We start from the raw sequence: 21,893 nt of genomic DNA on the forward strand, positions 1-21,893 counted from the left end.
CGGTTTTCAGTTATGAGTGAAAATTATTCTTTTAATAACGTTACAATTTGATTTGCCAATTCTGTTCCAACTCTATCTTGTGCTTCAACAGTAGCTCCTCCAATATGTGGAGTTAATGAAACTTCTGAATTCATTAATAATTGTACCGCAGGTGTTGGTTCTGTTTCAAAAACATCTAAACCTGCAAATTGTACTTTACCGCTATCTATTGCGTTTACCAAATCTACTTCTTGCAAAATACCACCTCTTGCAGTATTTACAATACCAACACCATCTTTCATTTCTTCAAACTCATCTTTGGCAATAATATAATCTTCTTGAGCAGAAACGTGAAGTGTAATAAAATCTGCTTCTTTTAATAATTCATCTTTATCAACTGTATCAATTGTAAAAGTAGTTTTCTGTCCGTTAAAAAACTCTAATGTTATTGCTGCGCTAGATACTTGCTTGTCTGTAGCTAAAACTTTCATTCCTAATCCGATAGCAATTTTGGCAACTTCTTGTCCAATTTTTCCAAAACCAATAATACCAATTGTTTTTCCTCTTAATTCTGTTCCGTAAGAGTATGCTTTTTTCAAATCATTAAAACGTGAATCTCCTTCTAAAGGCATTTCTCTGTTAGAAGAATGAAGAAAACGAACCATTCCAAATAAATGAGCAAAAACTAATTCTGCAACAGAACTAGAAGGAGCTGCTGGCGTATTTATTACCAATAAACCATTGTCTTCGGCATAATCAACATCAACGTTATCAATTTCAACACCTGAAATACCAATCAGTTTAATGCTTGGACAAGCTTCCATTAATTCTTGACGAACTTGTGTATTGTTGCCAACTAAAATAGCGTCAATATTTTCTTCGTTTATAAAGTTTTCTAATTGATTTTGAGCCACTTTTGTGTTTAATACTTCAAAACCATTCTTTTCTAAAATGTCTATTCCGCTTTGCGAAATTCCATCATTTGCTAATATTTTCATCTTTTATTAAAATATTCAAAAATTGAAATATTCAAAAATTATTACATTTTTAAATTTTCAAATTATTACATTATTTTTTTCTTTCTAATTCTTGCATTACATCAACCAAAACTTGTACGCTATGTAAAGGCAATGCATTGTACATACTTGCTCTATAACCGCCAACACTTCTATGTCCGTTTAAACCGTTTATACCAGCTTCTTGCCACAGAGAGTCAAAAGTTTCTTTCAAAGTATTGTCAACTAAATTAAAAGTAACATTCATATTACTTCTATCTTCTTTATCTGCAAATCCTTTAAATAAAGGGTTTCTATCAATTTCTGAATATAATAAAGCTGCTTTTTTGTTATTTACTTTTTCAATAAACGGAATTCCTCCTAAATCTTTTAACCATTCTAATGTTAACATTGATGTGTAAACAGCAAAAACAGAAGGCGTATTAAACATACTATCTTTATCTAAATGGACTTGGTAATTTAACATAGACGGAATTTCTCTTTCTACTTTACCTAAAATATCTTCTTTAATAATAACCAATGTTGTTCCTGCTGGACCCATATTTTTTTGAGCTCCGGCATAAATTAAATCGAATTTTGAAAAGTCTAATTGACGAGAAAAAATATCTGAACTCATATCACAAACGTTAACTCCTTTAAATTCAGGAAAGTCTTTTATTTGTGTTCCGTAAATTGTATTATTACTAGTTGTGTGAAAGTAATCTACATCCGCTGAAACTGTAAATCCTTTAGGAATGTATGAGAAATTTTTGTCTTTAGATGTTGCAACTTCTACAACTTCACCAAACATTTTTGCTTCTTTAATTGCTTTGTCAGACCAAGTTCCTGTATTTAAATATGCTGCTTTTTTGTTTAATAAATTGTAAGTAACCATTAAAAACTGCATACTTGCGCCACCTTGTAAAAACAAGGCTTTGTATCCTTTATTCTCTAATCCTAGAAGTTCTAAAGCTAATGATCTTGCTTTTTCAATAACTTCTACAAAAGCAGCGCTTCTGTGCGACATTTCTATTAAAGAAAGGTTTTCATTATTGAAATTTAGAACGGCTTCAGAAGCTTTTTGCAATACTTCTTGTGGTAAAATACAAGGTCCTGCACTAAAATTATGTTTTTTCATTTTACTTGAAATTTATAAGGTTGATAAAAACGTTAAAGTGTTTACGCCATCTGCGTAATCCCATAGTTGTGGATTTTGAGTTTGCCCAAATTCAATTTCATTATCTATAAAACCATCAGCAACAACACATTGTACGTTTTCTTTATCTTCCCAAAGTTTTATTTTTAAATTATCTGTATTGTCATAATATTCATAAAAAACAGATGCGATAGGAGAGGCGTAGCTTGCATCTTCTTTAATCATTAAAAATCCATTTTCTAAAATATCAAACTCGCTCATTAAATATACCGCTTTGTTATAATCGTAATTATTGGCATATTTAGCGTTATTAATAATTTCTTTTTGCTGATACATTCCGTTAAAAAAAGCATCAAAATTATAATCTTTAGGAACATATAATTTAGAAACAGAACGACAACCTAATCCAAAATAACAAAAAACATCATTCGATAGTTTTTGCATTTGGGCATCGGTTTCATTTCCTGTTAAAACTGCTACTGAATTTCTGTTTTTTCTAATGATACTCGGTTTATCCTTAAAATAATACTCAAAATAACGCGCAGTATTATTACTTCCAGTTGCAATAACAGCATCAAAACCTTCTAGTTTTCCTTCAGTAAACGTAATATTTCCTTTAAAACCTTCATTTACATATTCTAAATACTTCGCTAAAAAAGGTAATAAGTGTTTATCGTTTGAAGATTGCTTTACTAAAACAGCATGTCCAGAAATTAATACCGATAAAAAATCATGAAAACCAACTAATGGAATGTTACCTGCCATTATAATAGCAACTAATTTAGATTGATTTTTACCTATTTTTTCTTCAGAAATCCACTTTTTAATATTTTCTTCAGATAAAGCTTGCGCCCAACTTTCACAAGAAAATAATATGTTTTCCTTGGTAAACCAAGAGTTATTTTCTTGTGCAACTTTAATTTGATGCTTAAAACCATCAAAAAACAGTTCATTATGTTCAATACTATTCTTTTTTTCAATTGAATTATTAGAAAACTGACTTAAAAAGTGCCCTAATTTTACAAATGCATCAATTCTATTTTGGATTCCACCCATTTATTTTGTTTCTGAATTATTTTGGCGTTATTTTTGCAACCGCAAAGGTACAAAACTAGATAAAGATTATGGCAATTATAATAACGGATGAATGTATAAATTGTGGTGCATGTGAACCAGAATGTCCAAATACAGCAATTTATGAAGGTGCAGACGATTGGAAATACGCAGACGGAACCGATTTAAAAGGGAATGTTGTTTTACCAAACGGTACCAAAGCAAATGCAGATGAAGATCAAGAACCTGTTTCTGACGAAATATATTTTATTGTAGCAGATAAATGTACAGAATGTAAAGGTTTTCATGAAGAACCACAATGTGCGGCAGTTTGCCCGGTAGATTGTTGTGTTCCAGATGATGATAATGTAGAAACTGAAGAAGAATTGTTAGCTAAGCAAGCGTTTATGCATAATGATTAATTAAAAACAATAATTTATAAAGTATAAAAATCCCGAGTTAATTAAATTAACTCGGGATTTTTTTGTTTTCAATAAAGACTAAAATTAAAAACACCGAAATCATATTGATTTCGGTGTTTTTGTTTTCAAATAATAAACAAACTAAATTTAAAAATTTCTTTTAAAATTTAGAATTGATAGTTTAATGATAAATTAAACATTGTACCTAATTGACTAAAGTGATAACCATCATAAGTCATTTGAGAATAACGTTGGTTAAAAGTAATTAAGTTAGATTGGTTTTGAACTTGTGCAGGATCTGCTAATAAAGCTGAACCGGCAGCATTTTCTGCTTTAAAGCTCCATTCTGGTAATACATTAAATAAGTTGTTTACGTTTAATGCAATTGTTAATTTATCTGTTGCACTAAAGTTAAGACCTAAATCTGTTACAACTTTTGGCGTAAATTCTGTTCTTAAGTCAGAACTCATTCCTTGTTGTTTAAATGTAGTTTTACCAAAGTAAGTGTTATTTAAAGAGAAATCCCATTTACCAGTTTCAAAATTAGTTCCTAAAATCCACTTTGTTTTTGGTCTAGAAGTAAAGAATAATGCTTCTTGAGTTGCATTAACAACAGATTGTCCTGTAGCTGCTACTGAAGCTGGGTTTTTAACCTCTCCATCTCTTTCATTTTGAATTGTATAGTTTCCAGATAAGTTAAAACCTAATTTACCATTTCCTAATTCTATACCTTTATATCCAATAACCACATCTAAACCAGACGTTTTAGTATCTAATGCATTTACAAAGAAACTTAAGTCAGATAAACCATCAAATGCAGGTAATGCAGGAGGTGTAATCTCTGTACTTAATACTATTCTATCTTCAACATTAATGCTATAATAATCAAAAGTAAAAGTTAAGTTTCTATTTACTTTACCACCAAAACCAATTGTATAGTTTGTAGAAGTTTCTTCTTTTAATTTAGGAATACCTAATAAACCTGCTTGAGAAGATACGTTATTTACTAAACCACCAACTTGTATACCTTGTCCTGGTACAAAGCTATATTGAGCTTTTTGAGTGTAAATTTGGTGTAAAGTTGGAGCTCTAAATCCTGTAGAAGCAGAACCTCTTAATGTATACTTATCGTTTATGGTGTAAGCACCACTTAATTTCCATACAAATGCATTACCAAAATCAGAATAGTTTTCAGATCTAATTGTACCATCTAAAGTTAAATTTTCTGTTGGATTCCAGTTTAAAGAAGCATATCCACCAAAGTTATAACGAGTAAATTTACCTGAATTTTCTGGGCTATTACCTGCAAATGAATCTGCACCACCACCATCATAAGAACCTAATTCTCCTTCAATAACTTCAAATGTTTCGTATCTAAATTCTGTACCAAAAGCAAAACTTAAGTTATCAGAAAGAATCTTAGATAAATCTAAGTTACCAACATTGTGAGAAAATGCTGTTCCTCCTGGATCAAATGATTTTTTAGAGTTTTCTCTATATAATTGAGCTCCTTCAGTAAGTTCTCCTGCATCTACAGTTCCATTATTGTTTGCATCTACCCAAGTAGAAGGAGAGTACACAAAGTTTCTGTTATGAGAATCACTTACTTTATATGTTTGTGAATTTCCTCCAGTAGTAAAACTAGCGTCTATATTCCAATCATTTTTTACAGTTTTAAAACCTATAGTTGCGTTATAATCATTTAAATCTCCTTCAAAAGTTGGTACATAACCGTCATAACCTCCTGCGTTTGTTGGGTGATCTCCAGGGAAAAAATCAGCTAAATAAGGAAAATCTCCAACAGTTCTCCAATATGGAGTTCTATAGTTTGCATAAGAATTTACTTTTTTATTAATAAAAGCAGCATTCATATATAAAGTAGATTCATCACTTAATTTATATTCACTGTTTACTAAAAATTTAGAAGCAGCAGTTTCTGGTGAACCATTGATATTACCTGCATCTGGATGACGAGATAAAAATTCTTGAACATCTGCAATATTAGCGCCAAAATCTGCAGCTTCACCTGCAGCATCTACTGTTCCTGGTCTGTTAGATAAACTAGTTTTAGAAAAATCTACTGTATAGTTTATAAAACCTTTATCGTCTCCAATAGTTGAACCATTGTTTACAGAGATACCAAACATTTCACCATCTCCTTCAGAAGTAATACCTGTTCTTAAAGTTACAGACCCATCATTTGGGTTATCCTTTAAAATAATATTAATTACACCCGCAATTGCATCAGAACCATACTGTGCAGAAGCTCCATCTCTTAAAACTTCTACAGATTTAATTGCATCTGTTGGTATACCAGAAATATCTGCACCAGTTTCTCCACGACCTGGTGAAGTTTGTGTATACAGTAAAGCTGATAAGTTTTTACGCTTACCATTAATTAATACCAATGTTCTACTTGGTCCCATATTTCTAATTTCATAGGGATCTAATAAAGAAGTAGCATCGTTTACAGGTGTTTGAACCGTGTTAAAAGATGGTATCTTGTATTGTAGTGCCTTGTCAAATGTTGTTTGACCTGTAGAAACTAAATCTGCAGAAGAAACTACATCAATAGGTAAAGGACTTTTAGTGTTTGATCTTGCAGGTGTTCTTGATCCTGTAATTACTACTTCATCTAATTCTAAACCGTCTTTTAAAACAATGTCAAATTTAGATTGTCCGTTTACTTTAACCTCTTTTGTGTCATAACCAGAAAAGCTAAATACTAAAATAGCATCTTCTTTAACTGTTAAAGTAAAATTACCATTAAAATCGGTAGCAGTACCATTACTAGTACCTTTTTCTACAACACTTGCTCCTGGTAAAGGATCGTTTGCAGAATCTTTAACTATCCCAGAAACTTTAGTCTGAGACCATGCAATACCTGTAATAAATATTGCAAAAAATAAAATTGTAAATTTTTTCATAAATAAGTTGTTAATTAATACTTGCTACTACTTTATATTTAAAAAGAAATAGCCGACTTATTTATATAAGAGAAGTTGTAATTTTATATACCCTTAATTATTAACTTATTTTTAATAAAAATAACATTTAAGTTATAATAAACTGAAATTTATAGATTTAAATTAAATTTTGTGTAATAAAAAGAGCCATTTGTTCCCATTTGCGTAGCGTCCCATAAACCACCACTATCAGTGTGTTCATTTTGCTTTGTTGGGTATACATTAAATAGATTATTAACCCCAAATTGAAGGTTTATTGAAGGGTTTAATTGATAACTAAAATGTAAATCTGTGGTAATTTTTGGATTGTAAATATCTGTAGCTGCATTTAATCTTTCTGCTTCTGAATTATTATAACTAGAAATATCTTTATGAATTTGCCAGTCTATTAATTTTATTTCACTGAATCTAGTTAAATTTAATGAAGTTTTTAATTTTTTATATTCATAATTTACAGCAAAATTAAACTTACTTTCTGGGGCAGATGCTAACAGAAACTGTTGTTCTCTTTTTCCAAAAAAAGTTTCTTTGTCTAATAACTTATTTTTTATGTTACTGATAGACATGTGATTTATATTTCCTGATAAATCAAAAGAAATACGACTATTTTCAAATATTTTTCTCCAATTTAAAACAACGTCTAATCCTTTAGTCTCAGTATCTACTCCGTTAGCAAAAAATTGTACATTTTCTACCCCAAAACCAAGAGAAGAAGCATCAAAATTTCCGCTTAAAATTATTCTATCTTTAATAGATACAAAGTAGGCATCTATTGTTGCATTAAAATTTGAACTTAGTTTAGTTGTAAATCCAAAACTAAAATTTTTAGCTTTTTCTTCTTTTAATTCATCTATGTTAAATAACCTAGCTATGGGATTATTATTAGCTATTAAAAAAGATTCTGTTGGTGTATCTCCTATAAAATTAGTGAATGTTAAATTATAATAAACTTGTGCCAAGGAAGGTGCTCTAAAACCTGTGCTAAAAGAACTCCTGAAATTAAATTTTGGTGTTATTTTATATCTTGAAGCTAATTTAAAATTCAGGGTGCTTCCAAAGTCACTATAATATTCATAACGTAAAGCAGTACCAATCATAAATTTATTAGAAAAATCAAATTCAGCATCAGAATAAATACTAAAATTCGAACGATTTCTATCAATTTCATTTTCTGTAGAGTAACCAGGAAAACCTTGTGAACCACCAGGTCTAATAACCCCATTATGTGTTACAAAATTATTCGCGTTTGTTTGTGAGTTTACTAAGTTACCATTTATATCATAAGATGCATATGATTTTTCTTCTCCAGAAAAAATTGTGTATTTATCTAGTCTATGTTCTATACCTAGCGCTATATTAAAACCTAATAAATTAGTTTTAAAATATCTTGAAAAATCTATACTTGTTGTGTTTTGAATTAATTGATGTCCGCCTGCATCAAATTCAGTAGGGGAGTTTTCTTCTAATGTTGCATTTAAAGTATTTTTTATGAAGTAATGAAAATTATTTCTTCCAAAAGTATTATTAATATCCACATTCCAATTTCTAAAATCTGTAATTATTCCAAATGAAAAAGAATTATCGGTAATATTAGATGTTATTAATGGATTGAATCCATTAGGATAAATTTCTAGCACATTTCTTTCACTATTTGGCGGCCTTGTAAAAGCAAAAGCTTCTGTGTTTTTGTAACTAAACCCACCGTTTGCATATAATTTAGTTTTCTTATAAATAGGAATTTCTGAATTAAAGAATACACTTACATTTCTTACCCCAGCTTGTCCATATTTTTCTCTACTTAAAGTACCTGGTCTTAAAGTGTTATTTGAAGATAATACTTCAGTAGAAATATTTATAAACCCTTCTTTTGCAACTTTTGCTCCATAATTTAAACCCAATTTATAGGTGAAGCCATCTGTTTTATTCGGAATTATACTATTTATGTTTGCATTATAAAAACCTAGAGTTGAAGTAACATTTAAACTATTATCGTTATCCTTTAAAACTATATTTATTACACCAGCAATAGCATCAGAACCGTATTGAGCAGAAGCTCCATCTCTTAATAATTCTATTCTTTTTATTGCAGCTATTGGAATGGTGTTTAAATCTGTTCCAGAATTTCCTCTCCCTCTAGTTCCATATAAATTAATTAATGATGCTTGGTGTCTTCTTTTGCCATTAATTAATACAAGTGTTTGGTCTGGTCCCAAACCTCTAATAGTGGCAGGATCTATATGGTCTGCACCATCAGCACCAGATTGTTTTGTTGCATTAAAAGAAGGTATAACATATTGTAAAAACTGATTTACTTCTACCTGACTACTTTTTGTTGCTGTTTTTTCAATATCAATAAAATCGATTGCTACAGGAGTATCATTAGCAACTCTGTTTTTATTTCTAGATCCTACAATTTTTATCTCATCTAACTCTTCACCTGAAGATAAAATAATTGTATGAAACTTGTTTGGAGTAAGTTTTAGTGTTTTAGAATCATGTCCTAAAAAACTAACTTTAATAATAATTTCTTTTTCACTTTTAATACTAAACACACCATCAGAATCTGTAACAACACCATTTAGAGTACTTGTATTTTGTATAGCAGCACCTGGAAGCGGAGTGTTATCTGAGCTTAAAACAACACCTCTAAGTATCTGTTCTTTTTTAATTATAGTACTGTCTTTTACGCTGTTCTTTAGTAATGTGTTTTCTACTATTTTTGTTTTTACACTCTTAGTTATAGCCTCTTTTTTAGAATAAATTACAAAGTAATTATTTCCTAAATCATCAAATGTAAGTGAGGTAATTTTTTCAAGTAAATTAATGGACTCTTTTAAAGTTAAATTGAGAAATCCTTCACCCTTAATTTTTTTATTAATAATTAGGTTAGCTTCATAAGTAAAAAATACTTTATGCTTATTACTAATTTTATCCAATAAAAGAGAAAGATCAACAATATTATCTTGTGTTTCTTGGGCTTTTGTTGTTTGATAAGTTAAAACGACAAAAAGAAATAATAAGGATCTTAAAAAAATTAATCTTTTAGCCATTTTTATAGCGTAAATTATATTTACTTTTTACTAATTATAAGTTTATTCTCTTTTTTAATAATTTTAACATCAACAGATTTTTCAATGGCTTTAATACAAATATCTAAGTTTGTATTTGGTACAGCACCTGTAATTATGGTGTTTTTACTTTCTAAGTCTTTAAAAACAATAGCATAACCATAAGTCTGTTCAATAATACTCATTGCTTTTTCTAATGATAGATTTTCGAACAACAATGTACCATCTTTCCAAGAAGTTTGTAAAATAGCGTTGGTAATATTTTTACTTTCTAAAATTTCACTTTTTACAGAAGAATATGAAATGTAATTACCTGGAACCATTTTTTTATCACCTCCGTTTTTAAAGTCTAACCAAACACTACCTTCTTGTAAAAAAACAGCTGTTTTTTCTTTATTAGAATTCACATTAAAGGAAGTTCCATAAACTTCTACAGATAAATCATTAGTTAAAACCCAAAATTTTGCGTTTGTAGCAAGTTTCTTATCAACCTGAAAAAATGCTTCTCCTTTTAACCAAACTTTTCTACTTTCATTTTTATAATAAGAAAGGCTAGAGTTAGAGTTTAAGGTAACATTACTACCATCTAATAGTTTTATATTTAAGATCTCTCCATAACTTGTTTTATGTATAATCTTAGTGTTTTGGGTGAAAAAATAAAAACCAAAAGTAATAAGTAATGCTATAGAAGCAGCAATACTTAAAGGTTTTAAGTATCTTAATTTTCTTTTAGAAACAGTTTTTTTATTCTTAATTTTAGTTTCAAATTTTGTCCATTCTAAATTAACCTTATCAGAGCTAACAAAATCTTTATTAAATGAAAGACCTAGTGCAAGGTCTTTAGCCTTAGTAACCAGCTCTTGCTTTTCTGGATTATTAGCAATCCAATATTCCCAATAATTAATATCGGTAGCATTATTTTGCTCTGCCCAGTTTTTAAAAGAAGAATCTTCTAAGAAATCCAGTATGTTATTATATTCTTTCTTTATCATTCCTAAATTTAATGTTCTTGTATATAGATAAGGGAGATTTCTTTTTTTTATACTCTTAATAATATGTTAAAGCTTATTTAAATAGTTTTAATATGGAAACTTCTTCTTTTAAATTTTTTATAGCTTTATGCAGTGTATTTACAACACTTTGGTAATTAATATTCATTATTTCAGCAATTTCACGAGCTTTTAGACCAGTATAATATTTTAAATAAACAGCTTCTTTTTGTCTTGCAGGTAACTTGTTTAATAATTTTGATAGGTTTTTATTTCTAAAGCTTTCTGCTTCTTGGTTTGTCATTAATTCTTCCTTAGTAAACTCAATATCTGTAATAGTTTCTTCTGAAAAATCAACGTATTTTAATTTAGCATTCTTTTTCATGATATTTAATAAAAAACGCCTGTATGAGGTAAAAAGGTAGGGTGCAATAGTTTCTAAATCACTTAAATTCTCTCTCTTTTCATAAATATAAATAAAGAAATCTTGTAAAGAATCTTCCGTAACTGCAATATTCTTAGATATTTTTAAACCATAATTATGTAATAATGGGTAATATGTTTCAAAAAGCACAGAAAAAGCCTTTAAATCACCATCTTTCAGTGACTTCCAAATAAATTTATCTGTTAATTTGTTCATATTTAATTGTAAAGATTAAAAATATTTTTTAAAAAACATAAAAAAAAGTCGATTAAGGGTTTTCTTTATTGATTTTATTCACTTTCTATGAAACTTCTTTTATATTTGCACTCGCAAAAATAACAATCAATGAAAGCTGGAATTGTAGGATTACCAAACGTAGGAAAATCAACCTTATTTAACTGTTTATCTAATGCAAAAGCGCAAAGTGCAAACTTTCCTTTTTGTACAATAGAACCTAATTTAGGTGTTGTAAATGTACCTGATGCTCGTTTAAAAAAGTTAGAAGAATTAGTAAATCCAGAACGTGTTTTACCTGCAACAGTAGAAATTGTTGATATTGCCGGACTTGTAAAAGGAGCAAGTAAAGGAGAAGGTTTAGGGAACCAGTTCTTAGCTAACATTAGAGAAACAGATGCACTTTTACATGTTGTTCGTTGTTTTGACAATGATAATATTATACATGTAGACAGTTCAATAGATCCTGTGAGAGACAAGGAAACTATAGATATTGAATTACAATTAAAAGATTTAGAAGCAGTAGAAAAACGTTTAGAACGTGTAAAAAGAACTGCAAAAACTGGTAATAAAGAAGCGCAAGCTGAATTAGTTGTTTTACTTAAAATTCAAGAAACTTTATTAAAAGGAGTTTCTGTTAGAGCATTAGATTTCACAGAAAAAGAAATGGAATTTGTTTCGCCATTACAATTTATTACTTTAAAACCAGTATTATATGTTTGTAATGTAGATGAAGGATCTGCTGTTTCTGGAAATGAATATGTAGAAAAAGTAAGAGAAGCTGTAAAAGATGAAAATGCAGAAGTAATAGTTTTAGCTGTAGGTACAGAAGCAGATATTACAGAATTAGATGATTACGAAGAACGTCAAATGTTTTTAGCTGATATTGGTTTAGAAGAACCAGGTGTTTCTCGTTTAATTCAATCTGCATATAAATTATTAAACCTACAAACCTATTTTACTGCAGGTGTAAAAGAAGTAAGAGCTTGGACAATTCCAATTGGTTCTACAGCTCCACAAGCAGCAGGTGTAATTCACACAGATTTCGAAAAAGGTTTTATTAGAGCAGAAACCATAAGTTATTCAGATTATGAAACTTACGGTAGCGAATCTAAAGTAAAGGAAGCAGGGAAAATGAGAGTAGAAGGTAAGGACTATATTGTAAAAGATGGTGATGTAATGCACTTTAGATTTAATGTATAAACTTTAAATTCTATATAAAATTGAATAAAAAAAATCCCAATGAAAATATTTTCATTGGGATTTTTTAGTATGTTTTAAGTTAGCTTATTTAGAAATAAAATCTGCTGGAATAGTATTTACAGTTTCTTTAAAACCATCAATAAACTCTATATTAGTAATTTTAGCAGAACCAATTTTATTTGTTAAACCATCTGTAGAATTCCATCCCCAGAAAGACCAATTATTAGAAATAGGAATATTATTAATCAGTTTATAATCTTCATATTTAATTGCATGTGGGTCTTTTTCCGCTTCCTCATTTGTTTTTCCTGCAGTAACAATATATGCCACATTATCTAACACATTAGTTTCTTTGTTTTTGTAAACAATATACCAATCATCAGACGAATCCCCAACATTAGCCTTAAAAGTTAACTTTGCGGTATCAAAATTAGCAACAGTCTCATTAGTTTTATAAGTATCGTTCCAAATAGTACCTTGATCGTTTAATTTATAAGGAAAAAGGAAAAAATAACTCCAAGTATATGCATGAAATCTTACTGAAGGATCATCTTTTAATTCAGGAGAAACAAAAACTTTATCCTTATTAATATAGATTTTACTACCATCTTTTTTCTCAATAATTGCATATTCAGAAGTTGTAGCCACAGAAATAGTAGCGTCTAAAATTTCATTTCCTCCAAATTCAATTAAAACGTCAAACTTTATAGCTTCATTGGCTAAAAATGCGTCTTTATTATGTGCTACTTCAACTTTTTCAGAAAAGGTGGTAGCTTTTTTTTCTATTTTGTTATTTGTATTATCTGTTTGAGATTGTTTCTTACAGCTTAAAAGTAAAAATGTTCCAGCAACTAAAGTTATAATTAGTTTCTTCATAAAATTTGTTTAAAAATCAGTTAATCTAGTTATTCGTATTAATCTATAATTCCTTACAAAGTTATATCATAATTTTATAAAACCATAAAAAGTACAAGTCTCTTTTTGCTTTTTTGTACCTTTCAATTTTAAAATAAAAAGATAACATGCAATTCGAAAAAAGCAGCCTTCAATATTTAAAAGATTTAAAGAAAAATAACAATCGCGACTGGTTTGCAGATACAAAACCTACCTTTAAGATAGCACAAGACAATGCCAAAGAATTGTACGCTTCAATTAGAGAAAGTCTCGAAAAACATGATGAAATAGATAAGTTTAAGCTGTTTAGAATTTATAGAGACGTCCGTTTTTCAAAAGATAAAACACCTTATCAGCCACATTTTGCAGGTTCATACTCAAGATTAGGAAAACATTTACGAGGTGGTTATTATTTACGTATTCGTCCAGGAGAATCTTTTTTAGCAGGTGGATTTTGGCAACCAGAAAAAGATGATATTCTAAGAATTAGGAAAGAAATAGAACAAGACGCTTCAGAAATTAGAGAAATATTAGACGATAAAGATTATGTAAAATATTTTGGAGGTAAATTTGAGGGAGATGAATTAAAAACAGCCCCAAGAGGTTTTGATAAAACGCATCCAGATGTAGATTTACTTCGAAAAAAAGGATTTATCGCTGTTAGAAACTTTACTGATAAAGAAGTTTTGGATACTAATTTTTTAAATGAATTAGATAAAACGTATAAAGCTTTACGTCCATTTTTTGACTTGTTTAGTGATATTTTAACCACAAATCTAAACGGAGAAAGTATTATTTAATAATAATTTGTAATTATTTAAGAAATGCTTCGACTATTGTTTTATAATAATAAAAGTTTTTTTTTATAAACCCCCTAAAAAAGTAGACCATTTTAAAATGGTCTACTTTTATTTTTAGTAAGTTTGATTAATGGAAAAACATATAATTCAAAGAGTTGTTCAGCAATCAGAAATAGACGGATTAAACCATGTAAATAATGTTGTTTATTTAGAATGGATGCAAGACATAGCTCATCTACACTGGAATAAATTAACAAAATACACCCCACACAACAATAACGCGTGGGTAGTTATTAGACATGAAATAGATTATAAAAATCAAGCTGTGTTAGATGATTTAATTACAGTAAAAACATGGATTGGAGAAGTTTCAGGAGTTAAATCTATTAGGCATTTCGAAATTTTAAGAGAAAACACTTTGTTAGTAAAGTCTCAAACTACTTTTTGCCTTATAGATTTAAAAACAGGTAAGCCAGCAAGAATAACAGAAAGTATATTAAATCTTCTAAAACCTACTAAATAAAGGTATCTTTGCGCTTTTAAAAGAAATCTATTATGGCATCATTTTCTACTTTAGGAATAAGTAAAAACTATATAAAATCATTACAAGAAATAGGTATTAAAGAACCTACAGAAATTCAAGAGCAAACAATTCCCGTATTATTAAATGCAAAAACTGATTTTATTGGTTTAGCACAAACAGGTACAGGAAAAACTGCTGCATTTGGTTTACCGCTTTTACACCACGTAGATCCTAAAAAAGATGTTATACAAGGACTTATTTTATCGCCTACAAGAGAGTTAGTTCAACAAATAAAAAAGCAACTTTTTAAGTTTACTAAATACAATACTGATAAAATTTTCTTAGAAGCTGTTTATGGTGGAGAAAAAATTGATCGTCAGATTGGTAATTTAAAAAGAACCACACATATTGTAGTTGCAACTCCTGGTAGATTAATAGATTTAATTGAACGTGGAGAAATCAATCTTAAAAACGTTAAAACTATTGTGTTAGATGAAGCAGATGAAATGCTTAACATGGGTTTTAAACAAGATATCAATAGGATTTTACGTTATATTTCATCAGAAAAAAATACATGGTTGTTTTCTGCTACAATGCCAGATGAAATAAAGAAGATTATTAAAACCTACATGAATATTAATGCTCCAAGAGTTGAAATTGATAAAAACTCTCGTGTAAATGCTAATATTCGTCATCAATTTGCTAAAACTACCATTAAAGAAAAAACAGGTGCAATTATTGGTTTCTTAGAAAACCGAACTAACGAGCGTGGTATTATTTTCTGTAGAACAAAAGCAGGAGCGCAAAACCTTTCTCACCAATTACAAGAAGAAGGTTTTTCTGTTGGTGCTTTAGAAGGAGATATGCAACAAAAAGAACGCGATAAAGTTATGCGTGCTTTTAAAAACGAAAGCTTACAATATTTAATTTCTACAGATGTTTCTGCTCGTGGTATTGATGTTAAAGATTTAAATTTTGTAATTCATCATCAATTACCAGAACAGTTAGAATACTACACACACAGAAGTGGTAGAACCGCAAGAGCAGGTAAAACAGGAGTTTCTTTAGCCTTTGTTTTACCTTATGAATTAGAAAGACTTCATGAAATTCAGAAAGAATTAAATATAAAATTTACAGAAGTTAAATTGTAATGAATATAATTTACACACTAGATATTGCAGGGACTTTTGCCTTTGCTTTAAGTGGTGCTTTGGTTGCCAAAAAAGAGAATTTTGATGTTTTTGGTGTTATAATTATTGCTTTTGTTACCGCAGTTGGAGGCGGAATGTTACGTGATGTACTTATTAATGCACATCCAATTAATTGGATTGCCGATTTAAATTACATTTGGACTATTCTTGCGGCAGTATTTGTAATGTTTTTCTTTAAAAGTAAAGTTGCTCCGCTAAGTAAAACGATGTTTTTATTTGATACTATTGGTATTTCAGTATTTACTTTATTGGGTTTACAAAAAGGATTAAATTTTAATCTACATCCTTTTGTGGCATTAATAATGGGAATGGTTTCTGCCGTTTTTGGTGGTGTTCTTAGAGATGTTTTAACAAGAGAAGTTCCGTTAATCTTTAAAAAAGAAATTTATGCATCTGCTTGTTTAGCTGGAGGTGTTGTTTATTTATTACTTGGTTATTTGGGCTTGCAAGAAAACTTTCAATTTATAGTATCTGCAACTGTTATATTTTTAGTCAGATTTATATCGGTTAAATATCATTTCGAATTGCCCAAAATTAAAAATGATATCTTCGGAAAATAAAATACATTATGGAAAAACTTATTTTTAACACGTTAGAAGAATTTAAACAGATTGAAGGAAAAGAACTTCCAAACGGAAGTTGGTACACCGTTACGCAACAAATGATTAACGATTTTGCCAACGCTACTTTAGATAAACAATGGATTCATGTAGATGAAAAAAGGGCAGAGAAGGAGTCTCCATTTAAAAGTACTGTTGCACATGGTTTTATGTCTGTAGCAATGATTTCTAGAATGTTAGAAGAAGCATTTGCAGTAAAAAGTGTAAAAATGGGCTTAAATTACGGATTGAATAAAGTTCGTTTTCCCAATCCAGTTCCTGTAAATAGCGAACTAAGGATGTTGAGTTCAGTAAAATTAATTGAAGAATTACCAAATAATGGTGTAAAAGTTACTTTTTCTTGTACTATTGAAATAAAAGGACAAGAGAAACCTGCATGTGTTGCAGAGTTTTTAGCAGCTTTATTCGAATAAATAAAACCACTCAAATTGAGTGGTTTTTTTATACTGTTCTATTTTTAAGATATAACTCTATCTCTAATACATTTCTTTGAATACCAAACTAAAAATACACATACTACAATTACCATAGCAGGCATTATAATACTCGTTATTTCTACATTAGTAAATAAATAAGCATGTTGTGCAATTGCTGCAAATGCAGAAACTAAAAATAATGTATACGCCAATTTCTTTTTCATTAATAACAAGATTGAAGCTAATAAACCTCCAAAAACAGCTATAGCAAATGCAGCAGTTACCCAAGCTGGTTGTTCTACTAAAAATTCTGCCTGTTGTTCTTTTGGAAGCGTAGCTATCATTTCTTCTGTAATAAAAGCTTTGGTTAGATAAGCAATAACGCCTAATCCGTTCCATAAAAGGGCAATAATACCAATTACCCAAAAAAGAGCTGTTGGTTTTCTTGAATACGTCATAATAATAATAATAAGGGTTCGTTAGTTTGGAGTTAAATGTATAAAAAAAAGTTGTAATAATTAAAAATGTAAAGTATACTTGTCATTATATAAAATATATTTGTCTAATTGTAAATTATAAAAATATGTCTCAACAATCATTTTGTGAAAAGGAAAGAAAAAATCTAGAGAAATTAAATAAATTTCAACTTGGAAATCAATTTAAAAAAATAGGAGTAATTATAGCAATTGGTAGTTTTATACTAATGATTGCTAGAAAGTATTTTGAAGATTCAGAATGGATACGACCAGTATTACATGGATTATTATTAATTGGTTTATTGATAATATCTGTTTCAAAAGAAAAAATTGAAGATGAATATGTAGATAGTTTGCGTTCTCAATCTTACAGGTTAGCATTTATAATGGCAATTGTGTATTCTTTAGTACAACCTTTAATTAATTATGCTGTTGCTGTTTTGTTCAATCAAGATGATAATTTAAAAGGATTTAGTTATTTTCAAGTATTATTTTTTATGTTAATTGTACAGCTGCTGTTTTTTTGGCAACTAAAAAGAATGAATAAATAGTATGAAAAACACAATAAAAGTACAACGCGCAATTTTAGATATTACACAAGAAGAATTAGCAAAAGCTATTGGAGTTTCTAGACAAACTATTAACTCTATTGAGAAAAATAGATATGTTCCTTCTACAGTATTAGCTTTAAAACTATCAAAAATGTTTAACCAACCAGTAAATGTTTTTTTTGAATTGACTGAAGAAGATTAATAAAAATAGTACTTTTGAAGATATTTATAGAAAAAAAATATTATGAAATTAAAATTATTATTTATTTGTTTGTTTGCATTGGTTTGTAATTCTTTTTCACAAGACAAAAAATTACCTCAAGGTTGGGATGAAGTTATTTTAGAAGGAAAACCAGCTTATATGAATTTAATTACTGGAGATATTGTAACTAAATTACCAAATAAACCAGCTTTAAAGAAAGTTGAAGTTGCAGAATATGATCCAACACAAATCCATATTGTAAAAAAAGGAGAAACATTAAGTGTCATTGCTAGAAAATACAATTTAAGTTTAGCGGAAGTATACAGGTTAAATAGTGTAGAAAATTTTGATAAAATTAAAATTGGACAAGACATTGTTGTTGGTTACAACGAAAAAACTATAGATCCAATTAATGAAAAGTACACAGATACAACTACAACAAATTACCATACAGTTGTTAGTGGAGAAACTTTATATAGAATTGCAAAAAACTATAATATAAGTGTTAGTAAGTTAAAATCTTTAAATAACTTAACTAGTAATACAATTACAATTGGACAAGAATTAAAAGTTCAATAATTTAAAAACTAAAACAAACAATAAAACCTTTTTAATAATTAAAAAGGTTTTATTGTTTTTACAAAGTACGCTGTAAATTCTCTTTAAAATTAAGAAAATTGGAGTATATTTGCAATACTTAAAAAGAAAAGAATTGACTTTACAATTCTAATTACTTAAACAATAAATTGGATAAATTTCATTTATCTTATCGTAATTAATAATTTATTTCTCTTATTTTTCTTAACAAGTTTATAAGAATAATTATATTTTAAAACCAACGAATGGCAAAATCACAGCAGACTTTTAATAAAAATGAAAAAGAAAAAAAACGTTTAAAAAAACGTGAAGATAAAAGGAAGAAAAAAGAAGCTAAAAAAGAAGCTAAAATTCCAGGACAAGGAATACAGTTTGTATACGTAGATCATAATGGTAACTTTACAGATACACCACCAGATCCTACTTTGAAAGTACAGGTAGATGCCGAAAGTATTGTTATTGGTATTCCTAAAAAAGAGGATATGGAACCTGAAGATCCTGTTAGAAATGGTAAAGTATCGTTTTTTGATACATCAAAAGGATTTGGTTTTATTATAGATTCTGAAAATCAAGAAAAATATTTTACGCATGTTAGTGGCTTAATTGATGAAATAGCTGAAAATGACAAAGTATCTTTTGAACTAGAAAAAGGATTAAAAGGTATGAATGCTGTTAAAGTTCAAAAAATATAACAGTTACTATCATTCTATAAATTATAATAAAACCCATCTTTTTAGATGGGTTTTTTATTGTGTAATAGTAACAACCGCTTCAAAAAGTGTAGTTACCTTTGCATAAAAATATTTTATGTCAAAACAATTTTCAGATTTAGGAATTAATACTCAATTACAAGAAAGTTTAGCCGCTTTAAAAATTTCAATTCCAACAGAAATCCAAGAAAAAGTAATTCCAATTGTTCTAAATCAAAAAGAAGATATTGTAGCATTAGCCAAAACCGGAACTGGTAAAACTGCTGCTTTTGGGTTGCCTTTATTACAATTAATAGACATAGAAAACACCAATATACAAGCTATAATTTTAGCACCAACAAGAGAGTTAGCACAACAAATTCAAAATAATTTAGAAACTTTCAATCCAGAAAACTCCAAAGTAGTTATTACAGGTTTGTTTGGCGGTATTCCTATAAAACCTCAAATAGAAAGTCTAAAAAAAACAACTCACATTATTGTTGCTACTCCAGGACGTTTGGCAGATTTAGTTAAACGTAAAGCTATCAATATTAAAAACATTTCTTACTTTATTTTAGATGAAGCAGATGAAATGGTTAGTGCATTAAAAGAAGGTTTAGATAGTATTATTAAAGAAGTTCCAAAAAACAGAAGAACCTTACTATTTACAGCAACAATGCCAGGAGCAATTAGGCAAATGGTAAATAATTACATGGCAAAAGATGTACTTACTATTGAAGCTAGTATGGAAACTGTTGGTCATCAAGGAATAGAGCATCAATATGTAGTTGTAGAACCTATAGAAAAATTAGAAGTTTTACTTCATTTTTTAAACTCTAAAGAAGGTGAAAGAGGAATCATTTTCTGTAAAACCAAAGCTGCTGTAAACAAATTGGCTAAAAAATTAGCGATTAATAAGTTTTCTTCAGGAGCCATTCACGGAAGTTTAACACAGGGAATTCGTGATAGAATAATGGGGCAATTTAGAGAAGGTCATGTAGATATTTTAGTAGCAACAGATTTAGCTGCTCGTGGTATTGATGTAAAAGAAGTTTCTTATGTAGTAAATTATCATTTACCTGATACTTTTGATGCTTATGTCCATAGAAGTGGAAGAACAGCTAGAGCAGGAGCAAAAGGATTGTCTTTAACAATAATACAAGAAGAGGAAGAAGAAAATATTGCTCATTTTGAAAAGGATTTAGGTATTACATTTAAGAATTATAAAAAAGCAGACGCACAAAGTATAGAAGAAAACAACGGACTTTTGTGGGCAAAAAAAATATTTAAAACCAAACCAAATAGAACTGTTTCTGAGGATTTTAAAGCACAAATAAAAACCATTTTTCATCATTTAACTAAAGAGGAATTAGTAGACAAAATATTGGCAAACTACATTGCAAGTACAAAAACAATAAGTACAACTTCTGAAGTTTCCAAAAAGAAGAAAAAGAAATAAGTTATGAAAATTAAATTATTTTTTTAAAAAATACTCAATTCTGAATGTGTGGTAACTTCTTCTAAAAGATGCATTCCTTTATAAGAATTTCCATGCGGATTCAATTTTGGACTCCAAACTGCAATGGCAAAGTTATTAGGGTATAATGCTACAATACCACCACCAACACCACTTTTTCCTGGTAAACCTACTTTAAAGGCAAATTCCCCAGATTCATCATAAAAACCACAGGTTAACATTAAAGCGTTAATTCTTTTACACTTACTTTTCTTTAATATTTTTTTTCCTTCTAATGTTTTTCCTTTATTGGCTAAAAAAGTGAAAGTATAAGATAATTCCTTACAAGACATTTCTAATGAGCACATATCAAAATAAAAATCAAGTACTTCTGAAGGTTCATTTTTAATGTTTCCAAAAGATTTAATAAAATTACACAACGCTACATTTCTGTATCCTGTTGCTTTTTCTGAATCGGCAATTTTATCGGAATACGTTAGTGTTGACAAGCCACTTAATTCTCTAACGTACTCTAAAAACTCTACTTTAGCATCACCTAAATTAGAAATTAAAACATCACAAATAACGATGGCTCCTGCATTTACAAATGGATTTCTTGGTATTCCTTTATTGGTTTCTAATAATAAAAGTGAATCGAATTTAGCTCCAGAAGGTTCTACATCTACGCGTTCCCAAAGTTGTTCTCCTAAGATTTTATATGCTAAAGATAAAGACAGCACTTTAACTATACTTTGTATAGAAAATTTCTCTAAATTATTTCCTTCACCATAATTAGTACCATCTGTTTTAGTGATATGAACACCGAACATTTCTGGATTTACATTTGCTAATTCTGGTATGTAGGTAGCTATTTTTCCTTCATCTTTAATTAAAGAAGCAGATTTATAGGCGTTTTTTATTATGTTTTTATAATTAGATTCCATTTAGATACTATTAATTTTAAAAAGG

At 28.9% G+C, this 21,893-nt stretch carries 22 protein-coding genes; 12 read left to right on the plus strand and 10 right to left on the minus strand.

The window, feature by feature from the left end; translation table 11 throughout:
• Window positions 1–23: 23 nt before the first annotated feature.
• The 3 genes from L1S33_RS07060 to L1S33_RS07070 all read right to left on the minus strand — a co-directional run bounded on the left by L1S33_RS07060 (window position 24) and on the right by L1S33_RS07070 (window position 3,186).
• The gene (locus tag L1S33_RS07060) at window positions 24–977 is read right to left on the minus strand and encodes an NAD(P)-dependent oxidoreductase (RefSeq protein ID WP_240561808.1); all 954 of its coding nucleotides are present in this window, start codon (window positions 975–977) and stop codon (window positions 24–26) included.
• Window positions 978–1,047: 70 nt separating this feature from the next.
• On the minus strand, window positions 1,048–2,112 hold the full coding sequence (gene serC / locus L1S33_RS07065; protein ID WP_240561809.1) for a 3-phosphoserine/phosphohydroxythreonine transaminase: 1,065 nt from the start codon (window positions 2,110–2,112) through the stop codon (window positions 1,048–1,050).
• A gap of 12 nt (window positions 2,113–2,124) precedes the next feature.
• Window positions 2,125–3,186, minus strand: a complete 1,062-nt coding sequence (locus L1S33_RS07070; protein WP_240561810.1) for an acyl-CoA reductase — start codon at window positions 3,184–3,186, stop codon at window positions 2,125–2,127.
• A 68-nt stretch (window positions 3,187–3,254) separates the two neighbouring features.
• Here L1S33_RS07070 and L1S33_RS07075 point away from each other — a divergent pair, with 68 nt between their 5' ends.
• Window positions 3,255–3,605: a 4Fe-4S binding protein gene (locus L1S33_RS07075; protein ID WP_240552287.1), complete on the plus strand. Its 351-nt coding sequence runs from the start codon at window positions 3,255–3,257 to the stop codon at window positions 3,603–3,605.
• Window positions 3,606–3,772: 167 nt separating this feature from the next.
• Here L1S33_RS07075 and L1S33_RS07080 read toward each other — a convergent pair whose 3' ends face one another.
• The 4 genes from L1S33_RS07080 to L1S33_RS07095 all read right to left on the minus strand — a co-directional run bounded on the left by L1S33_RS07080 (window position 3,773) and on the right by L1S33_RS07095 (window position 11,268).
• Entirely contained in the window at window positions 3,773–6,532 is a 2,760-nt protein-coding gene (locus L1S33_RS07080) for a TonB-dependent receptor (protein ID WP_240561811.1), read from the minus strand.
• Between the two features lie 149 nt (window positions 6,533–6,681).
• Window positions 6,682–9,621 (minus strand): TonB-dependent receptor, encoded by a 2,940-nt coding sequence (locus L1S33_RS07085; RefSeq protein ID WP_240552289.1) that lies wholly within the window; start codon window positions 9,619–9,621, stop codon window positions 6,682–6,684.
• 20 nt (window positions 9,622–9,641) lie between these two features.
• Window positions 9,642–10,631, minus strand: coding sequence for a FecR family protein (locus L1S33_RS07090; protein ID WP_240552290.1), 990 nt, complete (start codon window positions 10,629–10,631; stop codon window positions 9,642–9,644).
• A gap of 73 nt (window positions 10,632–10,704) precedes the next feature.
• Window positions 10,705–11,268: an RNA polymerase sigma factor gene (locus L1S33_RS07095; protein WP_240552291.1), complete on the minus strand. Its 564-nt coding sequence runs from the start codon at window positions 11,266–11,268 to the stop codon at window positions 10,705–10,707.
• Between the two features lie 129 nt (window positions 11,269–11,397).
• Here L1S33_RS07095 and ychF point away from each other — a divergent pair, with 129 nt between their 5' ends.
• The gene (ychF, locus tag L1S33_RS07100; protein WP_240561812.1) at window positions 11,398–12,489 is read left to right on the plus strand and encodes a redox-regulated ATPase YchF; all 1,092 of its coding nucleotides are present in this window, start codon (window positions 11,398–11,400) and stop codon (window positions 12,487–12,489) included.
• 84 nt (window positions 12,490–12,573) lie between these two features.
• Here the strand turns inward: ychF and L1S33_RS07105 are convergent, their stop codons facing one another.
• Window positions 12,574–13,365 (minus strand): hypothetical protein, encoded by a 792-nt coding sequence (locus L1S33_RS07105; protein ID WP_240561813.1) that lies wholly within the window; start codon window positions 13,363–13,365, stop codon window positions 12,574–12,576.
• Between the two features lie 146 nt (window positions 13,366–13,511).
• On the opposite strand from L1S33_RS07105, the gene L1S33_RS07110 reads away from it, so the two are divergent.
• The 5 genes from L1S33_RS07110 (at window position 13,512) to L1S33_RS07130 (ending at window position 16,950) form a co-directional block, all read left to right on the plus strand.
• Complete coding sequence (locus tag L1S33_RS07110; protein ID WP_240561814.1) at window positions 13,512–14,183, plus strand: DUF2461 domain-containing protein; 672 nt, start codon at window positions 13,512–13,514, stop codon at window positions 14,181–14,183.
• Window positions 14,184–14,313: 130 nt separating this feature from the next.
• Window positions 14,314–14,706 (plus strand): acyl-CoA thioesterase, encoded by a 393-nt coding sequence (locus L1S33_RS07115; protein ID WP_240561815.1) that lies wholly within the window; start codon window positions 14,314–14,316, stop codon window positions 14,704–14,706.
• Window positions 14,707–14,738: 32 nt separating this feature from the next.
• Complete coding sequence (locus L1S33_RS07120) at window positions 14,739–15,857, plus strand: DEAD/DEAH box helicase (protein WP_240561816.1); 1,119 nt, start codon at window positions 14,739–14,741, stop codon at window positions 15,855–15,857.
• Window positions 15,857–16,477: a trimeric intracellular cation channel family protein gene (locus L1S33_RS07125; protein WP_240561817.1), complete on the plus strand. Its 621-nt coding sequence runs from the start codon at window positions 15,857–15,859 to the stop codon at window positions 16,475–16,477. Before L1S33_RS07120 ends, L1S33_RS07125 begins: the two co-directional genes overlap by 1 nt.
• Window positions 16,478–16,485: 8 nt before the next feature.
• A complete protein-coding gene (locus L1S33_RS07130; protein ID WP_240552297.1) occupies window positions 16,486–16,950 on the plus strand; it encodes a MaoC family dehydratase in 465 nt (154 codons plus the stop codon).
• A gap of 44 nt (window positions 16,951–16,994) precedes the next feature.
• On the opposite strand, the gene L1S33_RS07135 is transcribed toward L1S33_RS07130, so the two are convergent.
• On the minus strand, window positions 16,995–17,411 hold the full coding sequence (locus tag L1S33_RS07135) for a hypothetical protein (protein WP_240561818.1): 417 nt from the start codon (window positions 17,409–17,411) through the stop codon (window positions 16,995–16,997).
• 125 nt (window positions 17,412–17,536) lie between these two features.
• Between L1S33_RS07135 and L1S33_RS07140 the strand changes: the two genes are divergently transcribed.
• The 5 genes from L1S33_RS07140 to L1S33_RS07165 all read left to right on the plus strand — a co-directional run bounded on the left by L1S33_RS07140 (window position 17,537) and on the right by L1S33_RS07165 (window position 20,927).
• Window positions 17,537–17,980, plus strand: a complete 444-nt coding sequence (locus tag L1S33_RS07140; protein WP_240561819.1) for a hypothetical protein — start codon at window positions 17,537–17,539, stop codon at window positions 17,978–17,980.
• A gap of 1 nt (window position 17,981) precedes the next feature.
• The gene (locus tag L1S33_RS07145) at window positions 17,982–18,182 is read left to right on the plus strand and encodes a helix-turn-helix transcriptional regulator (protein WP_240561820.1); all 201 of its coding nucleotides are present in this window, start codon (window positions 17,982–17,984) and stop codon (window positions 18,180–18,182) included.
• Between the two features lie 42 nt (window positions 18,183–18,224).
• Window positions 18,225–18,761, plus strand: a complete 537-nt coding sequence (locus L1S33_RS13220) for a LysM peptidoglycan-binding domain-containing protein (RefSeq protein WP_303435356.1) — start codon at window positions 18,225–18,227, stop codon at window positions 18,759–18,761.
• Window positions 18,762–19,024: 263 nt separating this feature from the next.
• Complete coding sequence (locus tag L1S33_RS07160) at window positions 19,025–19,471, plus strand: cold-shock protein (RefSeq protein ID WP_240561821.1); 447 nt, start codon at window positions 19,025–19,027, stop codon at window positions 19,469–19,471.
• A gap of 115 nt (window positions 19,472–19,586) precedes the next feature.
• A complete protein-coding gene (locus L1S33_RS07165) occupies window positions 19,587–20,927 on the plus strand; it encodes a DEAD/DEAH box helicase (protein WP_240561822.1) in 1,341 nt (446 codons plus the stop codon).
• A 23-nt stretch (window positions 20,928–20,950) separates the two neighbouring features.
• Here the strand turns inward: L1S33_RS07165 and L1S33_RS07170 are convergent, their stop codons facing one another.
• A complete protein-coding gene (locus L1S33_RS07170; protein WP_240561823.1) occupies window positions 20,951–21,868 on the minus strand; it encodes a glutaminase in 918 nt (305 codons plus the stop codon).
• Window positions 21,869–21,893: the final 25 nt, after the last annotated feature.

The sequence above is a fragment of the Tenacibaculum aquimarinum genome, from assembly GCF_022478115.1.
In the GTDB taxonomy this organism is placed as follows: domain Bacteria; phylum Bacteroidota; class Bacteroidia; order Flavobacteriales; family Flavobacteriaceae; genus Polaribacter; species Polaribacter aquimarinum_A.

Excerpts from the sequence above, each read along its gene's own strand:
- L1S33_RS07060 (WP_240561808.1), bottom strand. The coding sequence starts at position 977 with ATGAAAATATTAGCAAATGATGGAATTTCGCAAAGCGGAATAGACATT.
- serC (WP_240561809.1), bottom strand. The coding sequence starts at position 2,112 with ATGAAAAAACATAATTTTAGTGCAGGACCTTGTATTTTACCACAAGAA.
- L1S33_RS07070 (WP_240561810.1), bottom strand. The coding sequence starts at position 3,186 with ATGGGTGGAATCCAAAATAGAATTGATGCATTTGTAAAATTAGGGCAC.
- L1S33_RS07075 (WP_240552287.1), top strand. The coding sequence starts at position 3,255 with ATGGCAATTATAATAACGGATGAATGTATAAATTGTGGTGCATGTGAA.
- L1S33_RS07080 (WP_240561811.1), bottom strand. The coding sequence starts at position 6,532 with ATGAAAAAATTTACAATTTTATTTTTTGCAATATTTATTACAGGTATT.
- L1S33_RS07085 (WP_240552289.1), bottom strand. The coding sequence starts at position 9,621 with ATGGCTAAAAGATTAATTTTTTTAAGATCCTTATTATTTCTTTTTGTC.
- L1S33_RS07090 (WP_240552290.1), bottom strand. The coding sequence starts at position 10,631 with ATGATAAAGAAAGAATATAATAACATACTGGATTTCTTAGAAGATTCT.
- L1S33_RS07095 (WP_240552291.1), bottom strand. The coding sequence starts at position 11,268 with ATGAACAAATTAACAGATAAATTTATTTGGAAGTCACTGAAAGATGGT.
- ychF (WP_240561812.1), top strand. The coding sequence starts at position 11,398 with ATGAAAGCTGGAATTGTAGGATTACCAAACGTAGGAAAATCAACCTTA.
- L1S33_RS07105 (WP_240561813.1), bottom strand. The coding sequence starts at position 13,365 with ATGAAGAAACTAATTATAACTTTAGTTGCTGGAACATTTTTACTTTTA.
- L1S33_RS07110 (WP_240561814.1), top strand. The coding sequence starts at position 13,512 with ATGCAATTCGAAAAAAGCAGCCTTCAATATTTAAAAGATTTAAAGAAA.
- L1S33_RS07115 (WP_240561815.1), top strand. The coding sequence starts at position 14,314 with ATGGAAAAACATATAATTCAAAGAGTTGTTCAGCAATCAGAAATAGAC.
- L1S33_RS07120 (WP_240561816.1), top strand. The coding sequence starts at position 14,739 with ATGGCATCATTTTCTACTTTAGGAATAAGTAAAAACTATATAAAATCA.
- L1S33_RS07125 (WP_240561817.1), top strand. The coding sequence starts at position 15,857 with ATGAATATAATTTACACACTAGATATTGCAGGGACTTTTGCCTTTGCT.
- L1S33_RS07130 (WP_240552297.1), top strand. The coding sequence starts at position 16,486 with ATGGAAAAACTTATTTTTAACACGTTAGAAGAATTTAAACAGATTGAA.
- L1S33_RS07135 (WP_240561818.1), bottom strand. The coding sequence starts at position 17,411 with ATGACGTATTCAAGAAAACCAACAGCTCTTTTTTGGGTAATTGGTATT.
- L1S33_RS07140 (WP_240561819.1), top strand. The coding sequence starts at position 17,537 with ATGTCTCAACAATCATTTTGTGAAAAGGAAAGAAAAAATCTAGAGAAA.
- L1S33_RS07145 (WP_240561820.1), top strand. The coding sequence starts at position 17,982 with ATGAAAAACACAATAAAAGTACAACGCGCAATTTTAGATATTACACAA.
- L1S33_RS13220 (WP_303435356.1), top strand. The coding sequence starts at position 18,225 with ATGAAATTAAAATTATTATTTATTTGTTTGTTTGCATTGGTTTGTAAT.
- L1S33_RS07160 (WP_240561821.1), top strand. The coding sequence starts at position 19,025 with ATGGCAAAATCACAGCAGACTTTTAATAAAAATGAAAAAGAAAAAAAA.
- L1S33_RS07165 (WP_240561822.1), top strand. The coding sequence starts at position 19,587 with ATGTCAAAACAATTTTCAGATTTAGGAATTAATACTCAATTACAAGAA.
- L1S33_RS07170 (WP_240561823.1), bottom strand. The coding sequence starts at position 21,868 with ATGGAATCTAATTATAAAAACATAATAAAAAACGCCTATAAATCTGCT.